Consider the following 22059-nt stretch of genomic DNA (forward strand, 5'->3'; position numbering starts at 1 on the left):
TTATTTTTTGGTTGTATTGTAGCATAAAAGAGTTAAAAATGTAATAAATATTCTTATTTAAACATGTTCATTTTTTGTATTTAATTTTTAAAATTTAAAATTTATGAAAAAAATTATTTTTCTAGTAGCACTCATTTTAAGTTTGTGTGAGATGAATGCTCAAATATCCTACTCACAAGGTTGGGAAGCTACTGGATTAAATTCTTGGACTAGTACAGGTTCCGGTACTTTTTCTCGGAGCACTACAACACCTTGCATTGGTACAGCTTCGGCAAGGGCAAACAACTATTACGGAAACACTTCGTACTTGGTTTCGCCTGCATTAACAGGAACAAATGGAGGTGATTTAACTGTATCGTTTAGTTACAAAGTAACACAGTGGAGTTCAAACACAACAGGGCAAACATTAGCAGATTTAGGAACTATTAAATTACAATGGGCTACATCTACTTCAGGTCCATGGACTAATGTTTATCAAATAGATAATACAAACCATACTGTTTCAAGTTCTTGTGCTGTAAAATCAGCTACTTTTTCAGGATTACCATCTGCAGGAAATGTTTATATACGGTTTAATGTAACATCTGGTTCATCTTCAGCAGATAATTATGTTTATTTTGATGATGTAACTATTTCTCAAGGCGCAGCACCTTCATGTTCAACACCAAGCGCTTTATCAGCGTCAACTATTACTTCATCAGGTGCAACTTTTAACTGGACTGCCTCTGTGAGCAATCCATCAAGTAATTATGATATTTATTGGAGCACAACAAACGTAGCACCAACAAGTACTACAACACCATCGGCAATAAACCAAACTGCACCTTATAATGTTTCAGGTTTAACAGATAATACAACATATTATTGGTGGGTTCGTGCAAATTGTGGTTCATCAGGTATGAGTGCGTGGAGTGCTGGCGGAAGTTTTAAAACATCGTGTTTGCCTTATACCGTTCCTTATTTTGAAGGATTTGAGACTGGTTATACCGATGCTGCAACTATTGGTGGATGTTTAACGCAAGAATCAATAACGGGTACACAAGTTTGGACAGCAAACTCATCAGCAACAAATTATAATAGAACACCAAATACAGGAAGTTGGAATGCTTATTTAAGATACAGTAATGATGATTGGATTTTTATACCAATAAATTTAGCTGGAAACACAAGTTATACAATTGAACTTTATGCTAGACAAGATGGAGGAACTATAACAAATTCTGACATTGCAATCAGTTATGGTACATCGGCAACAGCAGCAGCAATGACTAATTCAATTGTTCCAGCAACAGGAATTGTAAATGGTAGTTATCAATTGATAACAGGTAGTTTTACACCAGCTACATCTGGAACTTTTTATGTTGGAATTAAAGGTTATATGAATGGTTCTCCTTGGTACATTTCATTAGATGATATTTCAATTGACGTTACACCAACATGCATTGCTCCTACAGCTTTATCAGCGTCAACTATTACATCAGCTGGTGGAACTTTTAATTGGACTGCCTCTGTGAGCAATCCATCAAGTAATTATGATATTTATTGGAGTACAACAAACGTAGCACCAACAAGTACTACTACGCCATCAGCAACAAACGCAACATCACCATACATTACATCAGTATTAACAGATAATACAACTTATTATTGGTGGGTACGTGCAAATTGTGGAGCTGGCGATACAAGTAAATGGGCAAGTGGTGGAAGTTTTAAAACTCTTTGTACTCCTTATACAATACCTTATTTTGAAGGTTTTGAAACTGGATATACTAATGCAACTGCAATTGGAGGTTGTTTAACACAAGAATCTATCACAGGTACTCAAGTTTGGACTGCAAATACTTCTGCAACTGATTATAATAGAACTCCTAGAACAGGTAGTTGGAATGCTTATTTACGATATGGCAACGAAGACTGGATTTATATTCCTGTTAGTTTAGTTGGTGGTACAGGCTATACTGTAGAATTATATGCAAGACAAGATGATTCTACTATAACTGATTCTGATATTACAGTTAGTTATGGTACAAATGCTTCATCTGCTGCAATGACTAATTCAATTGTTCCAGTAACAGGAATTGTAAATGGTGATTATCAATTAATAACTGGTAAATTTACACCACCAACTACAGGGACTTATTATGTTGGAATTAAAGGGTATATGAATAGTTCACCTTGGTATATTTCTGTAGACGATATTAAAATTGAACTTACCCCACCACCAACTGTGTCTGCTACTAAAACAGATAATGTATGTTTTGGAGGAACAATAGGTACAGCAACAGCAACACCAGCATTAGGAACACCTCCATATACGTATTCCTGGGCTCCAAGTGGCGGAACAAATGCTGTAGCAACTGATTTAGCTGCGGGCACCTATACTGTTACTTTGAAAGACGCTAATAATGTTACAGCAACAGCAACAGTTGTTATTGAAGAGCCTACACAAATTTTAGCAAATGCTTCTTCTACGGCGGCTGCTTGTAACGGTACAGCAACAGGATCTGCAACAGTTGCACCTACAGGCGGAACTGCACCATACACTTATTTATGGAGTAATGGTGCAACTACCGATGCTTTAACTAATTTGCCAGCAGGTACTTATTCTGTTTCTGTAACCGATGCAAATTTATGTGTTAAAAATGAAACATTCACCATAACTGAACCAACTGTTTTAGTAGCAACAAGTACCTCAAAAACCGACGTAACTTGGTATGGTGGAAATGATGGAACTGCAACCGTAACAGCTAGTGACGGAACATCACCTTATACATACTTATGGTCTACAGGTGACACCACAGCAGCAGTTTCGAATTTAGTGGCAGGTACACATACCGTAACAGTAACCGATGCAAACGGTTGTACAGCAACAGCAAGTTTTGTGATAGAACAGCCGATACCTTTAATGATTGATTCTGTATCACAAACAAATGTAAAATGTAATGGAGCTACCGATGGAACAGCAACAGTTGTAGCAATAGGGGGTAATGCACCTTATACCTATCTTTGGGCACCAAGTGGTGGTACTGCAGCAACAGCAACAGGTTTAGCAGCAGGTACATACACAGTTGAAGTAAAAGATATAACAAATAACATTATATCACAAAGTTTTACCATAACACAGCCAGATGCAATAGTAGTTAGTGTTTCAGGAAAAACCGATGTAAAATGTAACGGTGGAGCAAACGGAACAGCAACTATAGCAGTAAACGGTGGTACGGCTCCATTTACCTACGTATGGTCACATGGTGTAACAACAACCAACCCAACCTTAAGCAATTTAGTAGCTGGAACATATGATGTTACCATTACCGATTATTATGGATGTACATCAACAACACCAGCAAATGTTGTCATAACACAACCAACAGTGTTAGCAGTTTCATCGTCATCGTCAACAGACATTATATGTTATGGACAAAACAACGGAACGGCAACAGTAACAGTAACAGGCGGAACTGAACCATATAGCTATATTTGGAGTAACGGCCAAAGTGGACCATCAGTTAGTAACTTAACCAAAGGCACATATGTTGTAACTATAGCCGATGCAAACAACTGTAGCGTAACACAAAGTTTTACCATAGCAGAGCCTGCATATGTATTAGCACCAACAGCAGCAAATCAAAGTTTCTGTGTAGGACAAAATGCAACATTAGCCGATATAGTAATATCAGGCAGTAACATAAAATGGTACAGTGCAGTAACAGGTGGCGTAATGTTACCAGCAACAACTGTATTAACTAACGCAACAACATACTACGCAACACAAACCGTAGGTGTATGTGAAAGTTCAATAAGAACAGCAGTTCAAATTACGTTAAACCAAGGAACGCCATTAACAACCACACAATTAAGTGTTTGTAGCAATACACGTATCCAAAACGTAACATTAAACGGATTTAACTATACACAGTTAAAATGGTACAGCAGCGCAACAAGTACTACACAGTTAGCATCAAGCTTATTGTTAGGAACAGGAACGTACTATGTAAGTACAGTAACAGGTGCATGTGAATCTGCACGTCAAGCAATACAAGTAACAGTAGCTGCAGTAGTGCCAGCGCCTGTAGCAGCTGCACAAACAGTTTGTTCGTTAGCAACCTTGAATGATTTAGTGGTACAAAAAGATCCATCGGCAAGCTTAAATTGGTATAGCTCGTCAACCTCAATGGTTCCATTAAATCCAACAATGCAAGTAGTAACAGGAACTTATTATGTACAACAAGTGCTAGGAAATTGTGAATCGGTAAAAGTACCGGTATCGGTACAAGTGGTAAATGCAGCACAACCAACCATGACATCGTTAACGGTATGTGAAGGTAAAACCATTGCCGATTTAAACACAGCCAACGATACGTATGTTTGGTATGTAGATAATACAACTGCAACACCACTACCAAATACATTTGTAATAACATCGGGTAGTTACTATATAGCACGCGAAAGTATGGGATGTATATCAGCACGCACAAACGTAGCAGTAAATGTAGGCGCAGTGCCATCAAGTCCAACAGGACAAGCAACACAGTATTTCCCATTCCCAGCAAAAGTTTCAGATTTATTAATGAATCAACCAGGAGTAAAATGGTATTCAACAATAAATGATGCCGTTGCAATGGTAAACGAATTGCTAGGAAGTACATTTTTAATGGACGGAGTAACCTACTACGGAATATTAGTAAGCCCGAATAATTGTGGAAGCGCGCCAACAGCGGTAAAAGTAATGATTAACTTAAGCAATGCAGAACTAGATTTAGCACAGTTAAAATACTATCCAAACCCAGTTGACAGCGAATTGAACATTACATATACCGAAGAAATTAAGCGCGTAGAAGTGTTTACATTAACAGGTCAGCGTGTAATGAGCAACGAATACAATTCAAACGAAGTTAAAACAGATTTATCACGATTAAGTGCAGGAACGTACTTAGTTAAGGTAGAAACAGCGAAAGCTTCACAGTTTATCAAAGTTGTAAAACGATAAATAATAGATGTTTAATTAAATAAGGCGAGGGATTATCCTCGCCTTATTTTTTTTATATTTGGTTATACTTTTTTGTTTTGTGTTGCTATTAAATGATAGATGTCTGTAGCGCTTGGTAGTTCGTGTAATTCTAAATGAAAGTAAGGAACAACAGCTAAAATATGATCAAAAATATCGGCCATAATTCCTTCGTATTTAATCCAATCAACAGTGTTTGTAAAGGCGTAAATTTCTAAAGGTAAGCCGTGTTCATTTGGTTGTAAATGCCGCACCATTAAATGAAACTGTTTGTGTATATTACTGTTGTTTAATAAATACCTTTTTATATACTCTCTAAATAATCCAATATTGGTAATTCGGCGGCCGTTTACCAACATGGTTGGGTCGTCAACGTGGGTTTGGTTGTAATTATTAATTTCTAACTGTCTTTCAATAATGTACGATTTTAATAATTTAATACGTTTTAAATCTTCAATTTCATCTTGAGTTAAAAATCTAATGGTTCCTATTTTAATATTTAGTGCACGTTTTATACGTCTACCGCCCGATTTTTGCATGGTTCGGTAATTTTTGAACGAATCACTAATTAAAGCGTATGTTGGAATAGTAGTTACAGTTTTATCGAAATTTTGCACTTTTACTGTGCTTAAATTAATGGTTAATACATTGCCATCGGCTCCGTATTTAGGCATTTCAATCCAATCGCCAACACGAACCATATCGTTAGATGAAACTTGAACACTGGCAACAAATCCTAAAATAGTATCTTTAAAAACAAGAATTATTATGGCCGAAACAGCTCCTAAAGCGGTTAGTAAACCAGTTGGATTTTTACCCGTAACTTCAGAAAAAATTAAAATTCCGGCAATTAAATATAAAATAATTGCAATTACCTGAAAATAACTTTCAAGTGGTTTGTCGGTAAAGCGTTTTCGGCTGTGAAGTATGTCTTTAAAAGTGTAAAAAAGCGATTTTATTAGAAAAGTAACTGCAATAATAAGTAGTACATCAACTATTTTACTAGTAATTTGTGTAATGTTTGGAAACCCTGTAAAAATTAACGGCAGCGCCTGTTTTGCCAAAATTAACGGTAGTAAATGGGTTAGGTATTTTAATACATTGTTGTGTATAAGAAAATCATCGATACGGGTTTTGCTTCTGCGAATGGTTTTAATTACAATTAGCATTACAATTTTCCGCAATAAAAAATCTAAACCATACATTACCATAAAAAAAACAACAAGCAATAAAATGGTGTTGGAGTAATGCGCTGCTTGAGTGCTAAAACCGTATTGTTTTAAAAGATTATAACCAAATGCGTAAATGGTACTTTGTAAATGTTCCATATTGTTTTTTAAAAAAAATCCTGGTTAGTTAGACCAGGATTTCTATTTATAAATCGTTTAATAATTTCGAAATTTCGTCTAATTTTGGAGTTAAAATAACTTCAATTCTACGGTTTTTTGCTTTGCCGCTATCGGTACTGTTTAATGCAATAGGTGCAAACTCACTGCGTCCGGCTGCAGTAAGGTTTTTCTTGTCGATACCTGGTGTTTGCTCAATAATATTAACAATTGCAGTAGCACGTTTGGTAGATAAATCCCAGTTATTTGTAACACCGCCACCTAAATTACCAACTACTTTATCGTTATCGGTATGGCCTTCAATTAAAATGCTAATTTCAGGGTTTTTTGCTAACACTTCGGCTAATTGTTCAACAGCATTTTTGCCTTCGCTACTAACAGACCAACTGCCCGAGGGGAACAATAATTTGTTTTCCATAGAAACATATACTTTTCCGTTTTTTTGTTCAACGGTTAATCCTTTACCTTCAAATTCAAATAATGCTTTTGATAAAGCGTCTTTTAAATTTCGTAAATTTCGGTCTTGTGCAGCCAATTTACCTTCTAATTCAGCAACACGAGATGATTTTCCGTCTAACTCCTTTTTAAGTAAATTTAAACGTTCAATTTCTGCTTTAATCGCTTGGTCGCTGTTTTTTTCAAGGCTGTTGTATTCTTTTTTAAGCTGGTCGTAAGCAATTTTTAATTGATCGCGTTCTGTGGTTGCGTTTTCTAATTGCTCTTTTAACGATTGATTTTTTGTTCCTAAATCAAAAGCTTGTGCCTTTAAATCGGCAGATTCTCCTGAAATACGTTCTAATTCTTCGCTACAATTTTTGTATTTAGCGTCTAATTCATTATATAATCTTCTAGAAACACAACTTGTTAAAAAGGGTAAGCAACAAGCTGCTAAAAGTAATTTTTTCATGTTTTTTTAGTTTAGTTAATCAATTTCAATTGCAACCGGACAATGGTCAGAATGTTTTGCATCGGGTAAAATGTAAGCACGTTTTAAGCGATTTTTCATATTTTCGGTCATTAAATGGTAATCAATACGCCACCCTTTATTATTATTGCGTGCGTTTGCACGGTAACTCCACCATGAATAGTTGTGTGGTTCTTTATTTAAAAAGCGAAACGTATCAACAAAACCATTGTTTATAAAAGTGTTTAACCATTCGCGTTCTTCAGGTAAAAAGCCCGATACTTTTGCATTGCGAATAGGGTCGTGAATATCAATAGCTTCGTGACAAATGTTGTAATCGCCACAAATAATTAAGTTGGGAATATCTTTCTTTAAATCGTTAACATAGTTTTGAAAATCGGCCATGTACTGAAATTTATGTCCTAAACGATCGGCATTGGTTCCCGAGGGTAAGTATAACGACATCACCGAAAAATCTTTAAAATCAACACGTAAATTTCTGCCTTCTTTGTCCATATAATCAATACCAGTACCAAATACTATGTTTGTTGGTTCGGTTTTGCATAAAATAGCTACGCCACTGTATCCTTTTTTTTCGGCAGGAAAATAATACTGAAATGGATATCCAGCTGCGGTGATTTCTAAAACAGGAATTTGTTCTTGTGTAGCTTTTATTTCTTGCAAACAAATAATATCGGGGTTTGCGGCTTGTAACCAATCTAAAAAACCTTTGGTAATTGCTGCTCGTATTCCGTTTACATTGTATGATAAAATTTTCATTATAAAAATTGAGTTTTTTCAAAAATACATATTTCAAATTGTAAGAAAAACATATTTAACTAGTTGTTTTGTTTTTTATAAAATAGAACTTGTTAATACATAAGTAAAAATTAGTATATTTAAAAACTTATCATAAACTTAACTTTTACGATTACAGAAAGGTTTATTTTAAGTGTGAAAGGAATTGTTATATTTGCAAAAAAATACATAAATGGGGTTGGTAACCGCTAAAGAAATTGCGCAGGTAATAAAATTAGAAAAGTACGGGTTTATAGGTACTTTTTCGGGTTGGTTATTAATGAAAGTGCTAAAAATATCGCAACTAAATAAAATATATAACCGTAATAAACATTTAAAAGATGTTGATTTTTTAAATGCAATTTTACAAGAATTTCAGATAGAATTTGAAATTGATCCCGAAGAATTAAAGCGTTTGCCCAAACAAGGGCCATATATTACCATTTCAAACCATCCGCTTGGTGGTATTGATGGTATTTTGTTGTTGAAATTAATGCGCGAACGCGATCCCGATTTTAGAATTATTGCAAACTTTTTATTGCATAGAATAGAGCCATTAAAGCCCTATGTAATGCCTGTAAATCCGTTTGAAAATCACAAAGATTCTAAATCTAGTGTTTTGGGATTAAAAGAAACTTTACGACATTTAAGTGATGGGAAGCCTTTAGGTATTTTTCCAGCTGGTGAAGTTTCGAACTTTGAAGAAGATGATAAAATAGTTGATAAACCTTGGGAAGAAGGCGCTTTAAAACTTATTAAAAAAGCCGAAGTGCCTGTAGTGCCTATTTATTTTCATGCAAAAAACAGCAAGTTGTTTTACCTGCTTTCAAAAATTAGTCCAACGTTACAAACAGCTAAACTTCCATCGGAACTATTAACGCAAAAAGATCGAGTAATACGTGTACGTATTGGTAAGCCTATAACGGTTGCTGAACAAAACGAACACGGGGAAACTTTAGAAACTTTTGGTAAATTTTTGCGTACTAAAACCTATCTTTTAGCTAATACCACTAAAGACGAAAAAAAACAATTTATAAAAATACCATCGTTTAAACTGCCCACTCCACCTCCTAAAGAAATAGAAGGGCCAGTTTTGCAAGATTTAATGCTACAAGAAGTTCAGGCTTTGCGCAAAAGTGATGATAGGTTATTACAAAGTAAAAATTATGAGGTTTTTTTATCCGATGCTGATAAAATACCCAATATTTTACGTGAAATTGGCAGATTACGCGAAATTACTTTTAGAGCAGTAGGCGAAGGTACAAACAAATCTATAGATTTAGATAGTTACGATACCTATTACAAACACATGTTTCTTTGGGACGATGATGCAAAATGCATTGCAGGTGCTTACCGTATGGGTATTGGTAAAGATATTTATGCAAAACACGGGATTAACGGTTTTTATTTAACCGAATTGTTTCGATTTGAAAACGAACTGTATCCTATGATGCAGCAATCTATAGAAATGGGGCGTGCTTTTATTGTATGCCAATACCAACAAAAACCAATGCCGTTGTTTTTATTATGGAAAGGTATTGTACATACCACATTGCGTTATCCAGAACATAAGTATTTAATAGGCGGTGTAAGTATTAGCAATCAATTTTCAGATTTTAGTAAATCGTTAATGATTGAATTTATGAAATCGCATTTTTACGATCCATACGTGGCACAATATGTACAGCCTAAAATGGAATACAAAGTACAACTTAAAGATGCCGATAAAGATTTTGTTTTTAACGAAGCCGAAGCCGATTTAAATAAATTTGATAAACTTATTGAAGAAGTAGAGCCAGGCGGTTTACGATTGCCAGTTTTAATTAAAAAATATATTAAACAAAATGCACGCGTAGTTGCTTTTAATGTTGACCCTTTGTTTAATAATTCGGTTGATGGATTAATGTACATACGTATTGCCGATTTACCCGAAAGTACTGTTCGCCCTGTTATTGAAGAGCTACAACTTGAATTGGAACGAAAAATTAACGAAAAAAACGAAGAGTAATTTTCACCTTTTTATACTCTAATAGACCAAACGAAAGTTTGGTCTATTTTTGTTTATTTAACATTGTGTTAATTTTTTTAGTATATTTATGCTACAAATAACTAATCTAATGTTTTATTATGACAAAATAGCCTAAAATTTTATGGGGAGGCTATTAGCACTAACCATTATAGCTTGTACAACCGACAGCATTTTTAACAACATGGACGCCGAAAACAACAATCCACAAACAAGTGCTAACAATAATTAATTATGAAAAAAAATATAACGCGTACTATATCTCTTTTTTTACTGTTAATTACCCAATTAACCAATGCGCAAGTTTTATTTAATGAAAATTTTGATAGTTACCCCACAGGGCATTTGTTAACCAACTATTTAAGTACAACTCCTCAACAAGGCGGTTGGTATTCTGGTGCAAATAAACTAATTGCAAGTATAAAAGTAACCCCCGAAGTGGGTAAAGGCAATGTAATTGTTTTTGAAAAAGTAGGATCGCCAAGTATTGAAACAGTGAATTTACAACAATTATCAGGACTTGCAAAAACTCTTTGGAACAGTCGCATGCCTGGATATAATATATGTAAGTTTGAGTTTGATTTTATGGCATCGGGGCAATTTAACGCTTCAGGCGGTTTAGCAAGTCAAGGTCCAACTTTAATTAATGTTAGTTTTGCTTTACAAAATGCACAAATAAGCGGAAATTATTGGGATGCAAATACAAATAAATCGGTAACACACACCAATACATTGCTCTTAAATACGTGGTATAAAGGTGAAATGTTTATAGATTACAATACTAAATTAATGTATTTTTATCTTAATTTGCCTACCCAGCAAATTAAAGACGTTCGTATTTTTAACCACAGTCGTTTACCTGAAGATATTTATTTGTCTGTTTCTATAGATCAAACAGGTGTTGTTAAGTACGATAATATAAAATTAACAGCTTTACAGAGTTTACCTGAATATTTATTACAAACAAATGAATGGATTGCTGCAAAGTTTACTATTTTCCCAAATCCTGTAGCAAATGTTTTAACTGTTTCAAGCAATGAAAATACTTCTATACAACAGCTAGAAATTTATGATACAAATGGAAAACAGGTTTACAGTGTGAAAAATATTAACAAAGCGCATTTTCAGTTAAACATTGAAAAATTTTCAGTAGGTACGTATATGTTACATGTCACATCAGATTTAGGAACAGCGGTTAAAAAGTTTATAAAACAATAATTTTAGTAATTTAAAATATTTTAAAAAGCAACAGCAACCTAATTGGTTGCTGTTGTGTTATAGTAAAATAGTATACTTTTACTTTTTAATAAATTTATGTGTTTTAGTATGTTTATTGGTTTTTACAACCAAAATATAAGTGCCTGTAGTAAGGTCTTCCACATTAATTTGTTGGTTTATTGCAGCGGTGTTTTGTTGTTGAACCGTTTTAATCAATCTGCCATTAACATCAAAAATAGTAAACGTAACATTATTAGTGTCGTTAGTAGTAAATGCAATGTTTAAAATGTTTGTTGTTGGGTTTGGATATATTTTAAAATCTGTTAACTCTATATCGCTAGTGCTTAAATTAGGGTCCCATAAAGTGAATTTTTTAGAAATAGTATAAAAAATATTTCCAACAGCTTCAATTTTAATTCGAGCTTCATAGGTACTTGTTAAATTATTTGGAACCGTAATTGTAGCCGAACCGTTATTAGGTACATTTGTTGCAAGTGGTGTAAAAGTTAAACCGTTATCGGTAGAAACTAAAATATTTACAGTACTTGTGTTAATACTGTTTGCAGTTGTACCAGCAACATTCCAAGTTATGGTTTTAGTATCGCCCATAAACCAATCAGGCTCGGCAGTGCTTGGGTTATTGTTTGGCGATGTGATTACAAACGGACCTGTGTTAACCACAGTAACTGTTGTTGGTTGCGTAAAAACTACACGTGCGCCTACCGCATTATTATCGCGAACGGTTGCAATAAAACTATACGCTCTGCCAACAGTTGCTAATCGTTCCCATTGGTTGCTTACAATTCCGTTGGCGCTTGTTGTACCTGCTAATACGGTTGCTAAGTTAGGAAGAGAACGGTAATTATTTGTGCTTGGCCCAACCGATCTGAAAGCTGGCCCACTGGTGCTAGTTGCTGCTGGTGGTTGCGTTGCAATTTGCGCATTTACTTGTTCAAAAGTGTAGGTTAATACATCGCCATCAATATCAGAAGCGGCTGCACTTAAAATAAAAGGCGTACCGTAAGGAATTATTTTATTAGTCATTGCGCTTACAAATGGCGGGCTGTTAGTAACCGTTGTTTGTTGCGCACACGATGCTGTTTGTAAAAACGTTTGCATTTCTTTTAAACTAACTGCATGGTAGTATGCATCAACATTACTTTGGATATCTGGCGAACAAATTCCAGCGTACGACATGATGGTTGATCCGCTTCCTGTTTCAACTGCGGTATTATCGTTTCTGTTGAATTGGCATGAATTGTTAAAGGTGTGGTTGGCTCCAAATTGGTGCCCCATTTCATGCGCTACATAATCTACATCGTACGGATCGCCAACTGGTGATGGCGAGCCTGTTATACCCGATGCTTTTGACCACGAACTGCACACTGAACCTAAACTTGCCAAACCGCCTTGACCTGTGCTAAACGTGTGGCCCATATCGTAATTTGCGCTGCCTATTACATTATCAATAACTGATTGGCTTTCATTTATTAAAGCACTTTCGTTGTTGTTTGAAAAATTATCAGAATTTATAAAAATAATGTTTCGGTTATTGGCAATTAAGTTTAAATGTATGTTTAATTCGCGTTCAAAAATTTGGTTTAAGCGCGTTAAAGTAACATTCATAGCTGCCAAAACAATATCTTTTTTTTCTGATTCAGTAGTTTTTGGAGTTCCAGCAGGTGCTTTGTTTACATGGAAATTTGAATATTCAATAGTACAAGCTAATGCCAAACGAAACGTTCTGCGTTTATTGTCAAAACTTAAAGTTTGGTAATTGTTTGTTGTGTTTAGGGTACTTTGGGTAAATTCATCGTTTGGTACCAAACAATTAAAAGCATTTATTTGCGCTGGTAATTGGTTGCGGTTATACACCATAATGTTATTTAAATTATTGGTATAATTATCCATATAAAAAACAGTACCATTGGTTTTCATACCCATTGCGTGTAAACCAAAAATATCAGAAATACTTAAACTAATGTTGTTTCCTGGGTTTTTTGTATCAACCGCTTTTAAACTTCTAATGTTTTTTGCAGTAGCAGCCAATTCGGGTTCGATGGCTGGGTTGTCGTAAATCCAATATTCCGTAAAAATACCGTTTTCATCGGGTAATCGTAATGTAATTGTTGATGGATTGTTTGATAAAACCGGAGCGTTTTTTACATAATTCAGTAAATTTTGTAAATTAAATTGATAAATCTCAAACGCCTTAGGTTGATTTTTACGTTCAAATTTTTCATTTTTCGTAAATTCAAATTCAGATACTTTTGCAAACGTGGGTTGTTGGGCAAAAACATTTCCTACGCAAAAAAGCATTAAAAAAAACATTATTTTGTTGTAAAACTTCATAGGTATAACATATTGTATTGTCAAAAATAGCAACTTTATTAATAGAAAAGTCTTAAAATTGGTATCTTTTTAATAATTAATAATCTACATTAAGCATGCCAAATTACGTACATTCATTAATTTATTAATAACTTTGAAAAAAAATGTAAAAAATGAATGTTTTTCATTCGGTACAAGCTTTTAAATCTACACAAAAAACCATTGTAACCCTTGGTACGTTTGATGGTATGCATATTGGACATCAGGCTATTTTAAATAAATTAAAACTGCAAAAAAAAATTTATGGTTACCAAACAGTTGTTTTAACTTTTTTTCCGCATCCACGAATGGTTTTAAAAACCGACACACAAATTTCTTTATTAAATACTATTGATGAGCGGATTGCGTTAATTGATTCGTTTGGAATTGATAGTTTGGTTGTGCAAGAATTTACGCAAGAATTTGCCAATTTATCAGCAGAAGAATTTGTGAAAAATATTTTAGTAGATCAATTTAATATTGGAAAAATAATTATTGGTTACGACCATAGATTTGGTAAAAACCGATCGGCAGATATACACGATTTAATTGAATTTGGTAATAAATACCATTTTGATGTAGAGCAAATTTCGGCTGAAGAATTAAACGATGTTTCTGTAAGTTCAACCAAAATTCGCAATGCTTTAACAAATGGCGATGTAGCACTTGCAAAAACCTATTTGGGCTATCCGTACATGGTTACAGGTAAAGTGGTTACAGGTAAACAATTGGGCAGAACCATTGGTTACCCAACAGCTAATATACAAGTTGCCGAAGATTATAAATTGATACCCGCAATTGGCGTTTATGTTGTAAGTGTAACTGTTAAAGGTGTTAATTATTACGGTATGCTAAGCATAGGTACCAACCCAACTGTTGGTGGCACCGAAAAAACAATCGAAGTTTTTATTTTTGATTTTAACGATACGATTTATAACGAAGATATTTCGGTACAATTTTTAACTAAAATTCGCAACGAAGAACATTTTCCATCAATTGATGTTTTGATTGAAGCATTAAAAAATGATGAAACTTTTTCAAGAAACTATATTTCAACCCTTTAAAGTTTATGTGGAAAAAAGCTTTTCAAAAAATTGACAATTCACCGTTAATTGTTTTTAGAATTTTTTTTGGAATCATTTTTCTTGCCGAAGCACTTGGTGCTTTGGCTACTAATTGGGTTACTGCAAATTTTGTAAATACCATTACAAATTTTACGTTTATAGGGTTTGAGTGGTTGTTGCCATATCAAAACCAAAGCATGTATGCTGTTTTTTTATTAATGGCAATTGCAGCAATTGGGGTAATTGTTGGATATAAATACCGTACTGCAATTATAGCGTTACTTGTTTTGTGGAGTATTGCCTATTTTGGTCAAAAAACATCGTATAACAACCATTATTATTTAATGTGGTTAGTAGCATTAATCATGTGTTTTTTGCCCGCCAATGCATATGCTTCTTTCGATGCTAAAAAAAATACCACAATTAAAAGTAATTTTATGCCCCAATGGGTTAGTTGGGTGTTTATTGTGCAAGTATCGTGTGTGTATTTTTATGCAACCATTGCTAAATTTTATCCCGATTGGTTAAGCGGCACCGTTACTAAAAATATGTTTATAAGCATGACCAACATGCCCTTAGCAATACAAACGGTTTTTAAACAACCTACTTTTCATTTGTTTATTGCTTATATGGGAATTGTTTTTGACGGACTTATTGTGCCTGCTTTATTGTGGAAACGTACACGTTGGTTTGCCATTATAGCATCGTTAATTTTTCATGTTTTTAATTCAATAACTTTACAAATTGGTGTTTTTCCTTATTTTGCACTCAGTTTTTGTGTATTCTTTTTTCCGCCAAATAAAATTCGAGATTTCTTTTTCAGAAAAAAAATTAAAGAAAATTTTACCAATCAACTATACACATACAACTACCAAACCATTTTTAAATACTTTTTTATACCTTATTTAATTTTACAAATTGCATTGCCACTTAGACATTGGTTTTTTAAAGGCGATGTTTTATGGACAGAAGAAGGCCACCGCTTAAGTTGGCGCATGATGTTGCGATCAAGATCGGGCGAGGTGACTTTTAAAGTAATTGATAAAGTTACTAATAAGCAATTGCCTTTTTTTAATGAAGACTTATTAACCGAAAAGCAGCGCAACCGTTTAAATACGCCCGATGTAATTTGGCAAATGGCGCAAAAAATTAAAAAACATTTTAAAGCTAAAGGCAAAAATGTAGCGGTTTATGCTGTGCAAAGCAACGTAAGTATTAACGGTAAACCAAGTAGTGTTTTAATAAACGCATCGGTTGATTTAGCAAATGTATCTTGGAACCATTTTAAACACCATGATTGGATTTTGGAACAAAACCCTCGCTAAGATTTTGATGTGTGTAAGTGTTAAGGTTAAAACCGTTATTAGTTAGCACACCAAAAGTGAAATATTGTATCCAATCGCCCAGATTAATATACAAAGCGTTTGGATTGCTTTTTAAAGGTAAAGTCATAGGTAGGTGACGGTGACCAAAAATAAAAAAGTCGGCAAATTGTACGTTAACTTTCTTGTTAGCATATAAAATAAGCCATTCATTATCTTCGCCTAAATATTTGGCATCGTCATCTCCAGAAATAAGTTTGTTTTTTACCGATAGATATTCAGCCAAGCGCACACCAATATCGGGATGTACCCAACGAAATAACCATTTTGAAAACGGATTGGTAAACACTTTTTTCATACGTTTGTATCCTTTATCGCCCGGGCCCAAACCGTCGCCATGACCAATAAAAACAGTTTTGTTGAATATTTTAAAAACTTTAGGCTGGTGAAAAACCGGAATGTTAAGCTCGCTTTCAAAGTAATCTTCCATCCATAAATCGTGGTTTCCAACAAAAAAATAAATAGGTAAACCGTTGTCACGCATCTGCGCCAATTTACCTAAAATGCGTACAAATCCTTTAGGAACCACCTTTTTGTATTCAAACCAAAAATCAAATAAATCACCTACAATAAACAAAGCGCCTGCATCTTTTTCAATGGTGTTTAACCAATTTAAAAATAAGGTTTCACGCGGCAAACTTTTTTCACGGGTGGGTGCTCCGAAATGATGATCGGACGTAAAATAAACTTTTTTATCAGTAGGGATTTCTAAGGTAATCATGCTTACAGGTTATCGGCAGCAAACCATTCTGCGTACGAACTTTCGGTTTCTTGCAAACGCAATGAAAATAATTGAATGTTTTGCGGCAAACGGTTTTTAATACGTTGTGCAAAATCAATTACTAAATTTTCGCTAGTAGGTTGGTAATCAACTAAAATAACATGGTGTCCACGTAGTTCTAATTCTTTAGCCAATTCAACATGTGGCGTGTTTTTATTAAAAACAGTAGCATGGTCAAACTGATCTACTACTTCTTCTTTAACAATAGCTTTTAAATCGGTAAAATCAATAACCATTCCGTATTTTACATGGGTTTTATCGGTAATAGGCTGCCCAATAACGGTAACCGATAGTTTGTAGCTGTGCCCGTGTACATTTCTACATTTACCATCGTACCCATAAAGTGCATGGCCTGTTTCAAAGGTGAATTGTTTTGTGATTCTGATAAAACTCATACTGCGAAAATTTTTAGCAAAATTACTAATTTAAAATTTAATGTATATTTGAAGTAACAATAAAACATTTGTATGAAGAAATTTTTTACACTATTATCGCTTTTATTTCTATTGAACGCATGCGGTTTAGTTAGTATCGGAGGACTTTCAGATGATTTTGATAAACTTACCGATGAACAAAAAGCAATGGTAACATCGTTTAAGGCTAACCAACCAACAGATAAAAATAAAATTTATGTTATAAATGCTGTTGAGTTGCGAACCGAACTTAAAAAATATCCGAAAGCTTTGGTTTATACATTTGCAAATGGTTGTTCTTCGGAATTTTGCAAACCTTTATATATTTATGAAAATTGGGCTAAACAAAATAATCATCAACTTTTCTTGGTGATGACCAGTTATTTTAATGTAGATTATACGTTACGAGAAAGTTTCGATTCTCAATTATTTGTAATGGACAGTAATTATTTTGGAAAAAAACTTGCCAGAAGATATGTTGGATATTTTAAGAATGAATTGAAAGGTTTAAAATATAATGCAAAAGAAGATTGGAGTGGTAGTTTATACTTTTTTGAAAATGGCGAGTTTGTGAAGAACTTACGAGAATTGCCAAAGAATTAAAAAAAGTATTAAATATGGTTATAACATTTTTTATGTTTTTAAAATTTAAATTAAACAATTAAAGCCTGAAAAAAATTTCAGGCTTTTTTATTATTACATTTTATTACTATTTATCTCATAATAAGTATTATTAAAAGATTAATTGTTTGAAAGAAGTCTATTTATAGGTCTCTTTTTTATATTAAATTACATCCCCTTAAAAGCATTCAGAGCTTTTACAGTAAAATCAGACAAAACCAATTTGCCCGAAATAGCTGCGCGTTCTTTTAAAAGCGTATCCCAATTTTCGGTTCCTTCCCACAAAACTTTTTTCATTTCATGTAAAGCTTCGGGGTTATAATTGCTTAATTTTTCAGCAAATTTTTCCAAGGCTTCGTCCATTTGTGGTGCATCGTCAAACAAGTGAGTAAACAATTTGTTGTTAAATGCCCATTCGGCACTTTTCCAGTTTTCAGCATCAAGTGTCATTTCTGCCAAAGCAGGTTTGCCAATTTTGCGACTAACGGCAGGTTCAATTACAAACGGACCAATTCCAATAGCAAGTTCCGATAGTTTTATTAACGCATTTTTTGTGGCAAACGTATAATCGCAAGCAGCTGCCAAACCAACACCACCTCCAACTGTTTTTCCCTGAATACGACCAATAATTATTTTGTTCGATGTTCGCATGGCGTTAATAACATTAGCAAAACCGCTAAAAAATTGCTTGCCTTGTTCTAAATTAGTAATACTTAAAAGCTCGTCAAACGAGGCGCCTGCACAAAAAGCTTTTTCACCTGCACTTTTTAAAACAATTAAATGCACTTCTTTATTTGTATTTAACACAGTTATAGCATTAGTTAAATCGGCTAATTGCGTGCTTGGGAATGAATTACTCGCCGGATGATAAAATTCAACGCAGGCAATATGTTCATTAATAGTAGTTGTAACGTATGAAGTTGATTCCATTTAAAAATTAGTTTGTGATTACAAATATAAACCATGTTGGTAATTTGTTATTTATTTTTGATAAATATGTACATTTGCAACGTTTTAAAAAGGAAAAAATGTTGAAATATCTTGTAACTTTAGTTTGTTTACCTGTTGTGGCTACTGCCCAACAAGCAAATGTGGAGTATTATGCCGCACCTTATTTGCAAATTGAAGATGTACAGAAAAAGGCTGTAACCGATACAAATGATTTTGGATACAATATAATGATTCATCCTGAAAACCAATTTCTTAAAGAAGGTTTTTATATGTGGGTAGATGATCAATGGTACGAAATTTTAAACAGTAACGAACTTTTTTCAACACAACAAAATCATAAAACATTGTTCACTATTTCAAAAGATAATAAAAATCCTTTGAAAATAAAAGATGTGAACGATGTGGTTTATTTGTTTCCTATTGAAGCTTTAAACAGTTACATTGTTTCTTGGAACGATTTTACTACACTTGCGCAAACTATAGAAAAACGCGATTTAATTACCTATACAAAACCTGCACCAATTGTTGAACCTAAAACGCCTGTTGTTTTAGATGTAGTTGAAATTGTTGAGGTTCCAAAAAGTGAATTGCCTGTAACAACTACTAATGTTGATGAAGCTATCCAATTACCAAAATTAACTACCAATGAACCTGTTTTGGTTTCAAGTGAAAATCCACAATCGGTTTTGTTAGATGTAATGGAAGTGGTTGAAGTTGTTAAAAGAGAAGAAGTTCCGTTTGTTCCTTCTTCAAACAATCAAGAGGCAACAAATAATGAAATTACTACAACCGAGGAAGTTGCCGCAGTAATAGCTAAAGTTGATGAAAAAAATGTAGAGCAAACTGCCACAGTTACACCTGCTGCGCAAACACTTATTATACCAAACCCAAGTAATGATTACGAAATAGCTGTTAACGAAGGTTTTGATGGTACTGTAACAGAATGGGTTGAAATGATTGATGCCAAGGGTGGGAAAACAGCATATGAACAAGCAGTAGAAAAAGGCTTTAAGGGAACTGAAAAAGAATGGATGAACATGCTTTGGGGGCGACAAGTTGATGTTGAAACAGCAAAACGTGACAGAACAACTGCTATTGTTGCAGAATGGATACAATCATTGCAAACATCAAACGGAAATTCGCCTTACGAAATGGCATTAAAACATGGCTTTTATGGTACTTTTACCGAATGGGTAGAATCGGTAATTGGCACCGATGGAGAAAAAGCGTATGAACATGCCCAAACAAAAGGCTTTACCGGTACGTATAAAGAATGGATAGAGGAACAATTAAATCAATCTAATCAAGAAGTGCTTCGTAAAGAGCAATTGTCTAAAACACAAATGTTTGTTGCGCCAAATTTATTGTTGCCCGTTACAACTGCAGTTACAGAACCTTTAACTTTTGATTTGTTTGATTATTACAACCAATTTTATGGTTCGGCAGTTATTACAAGTTCGGGCAGTGCAAACAATCAATTAATTATAAAACCAACCGATTTAGAGTATCAAATCACATGGTTTGAAAAAGATAAAATACAAATTGTAGCTTTAACAAAAGAAGGTGTTTTAAAGTACCTACCAATTGAGGGTACAACAAACAGCAATACTAAAATTAATGTTCGCTATATTTTAAAATAGTTTTTATTGATTTTCGTGCATTGCTTTGTAATACGCAGCTCTACTTAAGGGCTCGTATTCATTGGTTTCGCCCAATAAAACCAAGTTGTTGTTGGCAGCTTTTCTAAAGCTGTAATGTGCCAAATTGCCTGTACGCGTGCAAACGGCATGTACTTTGGTAACGTATTCGGCAGTTGCCATTAAAGCAGGCATGGGGCCAAAAGGTTGTCCTTTAAAATCCATATCTAAGCCGGCAACAATTACACGTATGCCTGCATTAGCTAAATCATTACAAACGGTAACAATCTCATCGTCAAAAAACTGTGCTTCATCAATGCCAATAACATCGCAACCATCTGCCAACAATCTAATATTTGCAGCGGCTGGCACTGGTGTAGAACGTATTTCGTTGCCTTGGTGTGATACCACAAACTCTTCGTCGTAACGAGTATCTATAGTTGGTTTAAAAATTTCCACACGTTGTTTAGCAAATTGTGCACGACGTAAACGACGGATTAATTCTTCGGTTTTTCCCGAAAACATCGATCCGCAAATTACTTCAATCCACCCGAATTGTTCTTTATGATTTACCGTATTTTCAAGAAACATTTTAGCAAATATAAGTTGATTAAAACAGTTTTTTCTGTTACTTTGTATCTTGCAAATTTATCAAAAAATAATTGGTAAAAATTTAAAGTTATGAAGAAAATCATCGAATCAGATTTAATTAGTATTGCACACCGAATTTTAAAATTAAACGACAAATCAGATATTGCTACGTTGCTAAAAGAAACGCAATTATTGCATCAAAAGCTGGTATTGTTGCAGTTTTACGAAGAGAATAAGTTTAGATTAGATGCACAAATTACACCTGAAAAATTGGTTGAGCTAGCAGATGATATTAATACAAACAATACTTTTGAAGCTAACAACATACAACCTAATTTTTCTGAAGAATTGCTTGAAGAAACAATTGTATCTACCCAAAATATACTAGAAGATACTGTTAAGGTTGATGATATTTTAACACCTGAACCCATTGTTGTTGCTGATTTAGAGGTTGAACTTGAAACTGAACCTGTTGATTTTGAAGATGAAATAGCCGAATTACCAACCGAACCCACTACTTTGGAGATTGATCCGGTTTATTCTATTTCACATAACGAATTGTTTAACGCCAACGAAGAAGAAATTGCTAAAGATGAAAGTTTTACTGTTCCTCAGCATTTTGTAACCAACCAAACTGCTGTTCAAATAACTGAAAATTATCATCAAATACCTGTAAATAAATCAATTAACGATGCGTTTGCGAATAAAATTTCTATAAGTTTAAACGACCGTATCGCCTTTGAAAAAAACTTATTTAATGGTAATAGCGATGATTTAAATAGAGTAATTTCTCAGCTAAATACCATAGAAACGTACCAAGAAGCTAAAGATTTTATTGATGATTTAGTAAAACCCGAATTTAATAACTGGAAAGGCAAAGAAGACTACGAAAACCGTTTTATGCAATTAGTTGAAATGCGTTTTTTGTAATTTATAATTAAAGAACAACTTA

The 22059-nt window shown here is 33.9% G+C and carries 16 protein-coding genes; 8 read left to right on the forward strand and 8 right to left on the reverse strand.

Annotation, left to right across the window (positions count from 1 at the left end):
- The first annotated feature begins 103 nt into the window (after positions 1–103).
- On the forward strand, positions 104–4987 hold the full coding sequence (locus P3875_RS02480; protein WP_303444669.1) for a T9SS type A sorting domain-containing protein: 4884 nt from the start codon (positions 104–106) through the stop codon (positions 4985–4987).
- Positions 4988–5049: 62 nt separating this feature from the next.
- Here the strand turns inward: P3875_RS02480 and P3875_RS02485 are convergent, their stop codons facing one another.
- The 3 genes from P3875_RS02485 to P3875_RS02495 are packed head-to-tail and all read right to left on the reverse strand — an operon-like array spanning position 5050 to position 8035.
- Positions 5050–6333 carry a mechanosensitive ion channel family protein gene (locus P3875_RS02485; protein WP_303444670.1) on the reverse strand — a complete coding sequence of 428 codons (1284 nt, stop codon included), beginning with the start codon at positions 6331–6333 and terminating at the stop codon, positions 5050–5052.
- 46 nt (positions 6334–6379) lie between these two features.
- Positions 6380–7258: an OmpA/MotB family protein gene (locus P3875_RS02490; protein ID WP_303444671.1), complete on the reverse strand. Its 879-nt coding sequence runs from the start codon at positions 7256–7258 to the stop codon at positions 6380–6382.
- Positions 7259–7273: 15 nt separating this feature from the next.
- Entirely contained in the window at positions 7274–8035 is a 762-nt protein-coding gene (locus P3875_RS02495; RefSeq protein WP_303444672.1) for an exodeoxyribonuclease III, read from the reverse strand.
- A 211-nt stretch (positions 8036–8246) separates the two neighbouring features.
- Between P3875_RS02495 and P3875_RS02500 the strand changes: the two genes are divergently transcribed.
- Entirely contained in the window at positions 8247–10061 is a 1815-nt protein-coding gene (locus tag P3875_RS02500; RefSeq protein WP_303444673.1) for a lysophospholipid acyltransferase family protein, read from the forward strand.
- Between the two features lie 252 nt (positions 10062–10313).
- A complete protein-coding gene (locus P3875_RS02505; protein WP_303444674.1) occupies positions 10314–11297 on the forward strand; it encodes a T9SS type A sorting domain-containing protein in 984 nt (327 codons plus the stop codon).
- A gap of 78 nt (positions 11298–11375) precedes the next feature.
- Here the strand turns inward: P3875_RS02505 and P3875_RS02510 are convergent, their stop codons facing one another.
- Positions 11376–13649: a zinc-dependent metalloprotease gene (locus P3875_RS02510; protein WP_303444675.1), complete on the reverse strand. Its 2274-nt coding sequence runs from the start codon at positions 13647–13649 to the stop codon at positions 11376–11378.
- A 152-nt stretch (positions 13650–13801) separates the two neighbouring features.
- On the opposite strand from P3875_RS02510, the gene P3875_RS02515 reads away from it, so the two are divergent.
- Together P3875_RS02515 and P3875_RS02520 are read left to right on the forward strand one after the other, a co-directional pair.
- Positions 13802–14731 (forward strand): bifunctional riboflavin kinase/FAD synthetase, encoded by a 930-nt coding sequence (locus P3875_RS02515; RefSeq protein WP_303444676.1) that lies wholly within the window; start codon positions 13802–13804, stop codon positions 14729–14731.
- Positions 14732–14736: 5 nt separating this feature from the next.
- Positions 14737–16056 (forward strand): HTTM domain-containing protein, encoded by a 1320-nt coding sequence (locus P3875_RS02520; RefSeq protein ID WP_303444677.1) that lies wholly within the window; start codon positions 14737–14739, stop codon positions 16054–16056.
- Here the strand turns inward: P3875_RS02520 and P3875_RS02525 are convergent.
- Positions 16016–16834 (reverse strand): UDP-2,3-diacylglucosamine diphosphatase, encoded by an 819-nt coding sequence (locus P3875_RS02525; protein ID WP_303444678.1) that lies wholly within the window; start codon positions 16832–16834, stop codon positions 16016–16018. The two genes, P3875_RS02520 and P3875_RS02525, sit on opposite strands and share 41 nt — an antisense overlap.
- Positions 16835–16836: 2 nt before the next feature.
- Complete coding sequence (locus P3875_RS02530) at positions 16837–17289, reverse strand: 6-pyruvoyl trahydropterin synthase family protein (protein WP_303444679.1); 453 nt, start codon at positions 17287–17289, stop codon at positions 16837–16839.
- A gap of 72 nt (positions 17290–17361) precedes the next feature.
- Between P3875_RS02530 and P3875_RS02535 the strand changes: the two genes are divergently transcribed.
- On the forward strand, positions 17362–17910 hold the full coding sequence (locus P3875_RS02535) for a hypothetical protein (RefSeq protein ID WP_303444680.1): 549 nt from the start codon (positions 17362–17364) through the stop codon (positions 17908–17910).
- A 186-nt stretch (positions 17911–18096) separates the two neighbouring features.
- On the opposite strand, the gene P3875_RS02540 is transcribed toward P3875_RS02535, so the two are convergent.
- On the reverse strand, positions 18097–18858 hold the full coding sequence (locus tag P3875_RS02540) for an enoyl-CoA hydratase/isomerase family protein (RefSeq protein WP_303444681.1): 762 nt from the start codon (positions 18856–18858) through the stop codon (positions 18097–18099).
- Positions 18859–18872: 14 nt separating this feature from the next.
- Here P3875_RS02540 and P3875_RS02545 point away from each other — a divergent pair, with 14 nt between their 5' ends.
- Positions 18873–20519: a hypothetical protein gene (locus P3875_RS02545; protein ID WP_303444682.1), complete on the forward strand. Its 1647-nt coding sequence runs from the start codon at positions 18873–18875 to the stop codon at positions 20517–20519.
- Between the two features lie 3 nt (positions 20520–20522).
- Here P3875_RS02545 and P3875_RS02550 read toward each other — a convergent pair whose 3' ends face one another.
- The gene (locus P3875_RS02550; protein WP_303444683.1) at positions 20523–21107 is read right to left on the reverse strand and encodes a thymidine kinase; all 585 of its coding nucleotides are present in this window, start codon (positions 21105–21107) and stop codon (positions 20523–20525) included.
- Positions 21108–21197: 90 nt separating this feature from the next.
- Between P3875_RS02550 and P3875_RS02555 the strand changes: the two genes are divergently transcribed.
- Entirely contained in the window at positions 21198–22037 is an 840-nt protein-coding gene (locus P3875_RS02555; RefSeq protein WP_303444684.1) for a hypothetical protein, read from the forward strand.
- Positions 22038–22059: the final 22 nt, after the last annotated feature.

The sequence above is a fragment of the Myroides sp. JBRI-B21084 genome (assembly GCF_030545015.1).
GTDB lineage: Bacteria > Bacteroidota > Bacteroidia > Flavobacteriales > Flavobacteriaceae > Flavobacterium.

Bases quoted from the DNA above. Each gene is read 5' to 3' on its own strand.
- P3875_RS02480 (WP_303444669.1), top strand. From the start codon at position 104: ATGAAAAAAATTATTTTTCTAGTAGCACTCATTTTAAGTTTGTGTGAG.
- P3875_RS02485 (WP_303444670.1), bottom strand. From the start codon at position 6,333: ATGGAACATTTACAAAGTACCATTTACGCATTTGGTTATAATCTTTTA.
- P3875_RS02490 (WP_303444671.1), bottom strand. From the start codon at position 7,258: ATGAAAAAATTACTTTTAGCAGCTTGTTGCTTACCCTTTTTAACAAGT.
- P3875_RS02495 (WP_303444672.1), bottom strand. From the start codon at position 8,035: ATGAAAATTTTATCATACAATGTAAACGGAATACGAGCAGCAATTACC.
- P3875_RS02500 (WP_303444673.1), top strand. From the start codon at position 8,247: ATGGGGTTGGTAACCGCTAAAGAAATTGCGCAGGTAATAAAATTAGAA.
- P3875_RS02505 (WP_303444674.1), top strand. From the start codon at position 10,314: ATGAAAAAAAATATAACGCGTACTATATCTCTTTTTTTACTGTTAATT.
- P3875_RS02510 (WP_303444675.1), bottom strand. From the start codon at position 13,649: ATGAAGTTTTACAACAAAATAATGTTTTTTTTAATGCTTTTTTGCGTA.
- P3875_RS02515 (WP_303444676.1), top strand. From the start codon at position 13,802: ATGAATGTTTTTCATTCGGTACAAGCTTTTAAATCTACACAAAAAACC.
- P3875_RS02520 (WP_303444677.1), top strand. From the start codon at position 14,737: ATGTGGAAAAAAGCTTTTCAAAAAATTGACAATTCACCGTTAATTGTT.
- P3875_RS02525 (WP_303444678.1), bottom strand. From the start codon at position 16,834: ATGATTACCTTAGAAATCCCTACTGATAAAAAAGTTTATTTTACGTCC.
- P3875_RS02530 (WP_303444679.1), bottom strand. From the start codon at position 17,289: ATGAGTTTTATCAGAATCACAAAACAATTCACCTTTGAAACAGGCCAT.
- P3875_RS02535 (WP_303444680.1), top strand. From the start codon at position 17,362: ATGAAGAAATTTTTTACACTATTATCGCTTTTATTTCTATTGAACGCA.
- P3875_RS02540 (WP_303444681.1), bottom strand. From the start codon at position 18,858: ATGGAATCAACTTCATACGTTACAACTACTATTAATGAACATATTGCC.
- P3875_RS02550 (WP_303444683.1), bottom strand. From the start codon at position 21,107: ATGTTTCTTGAAAATACGGTAAATCATAAAGAACAATTCGGGTGGATT.
- P3875_RS02555 (WP_303444684.1), top strand. From the start codon at position 21,198: ATGAAGAAAATCATCGAATCAGATTTAATTAGTATTGCACACCGAATT.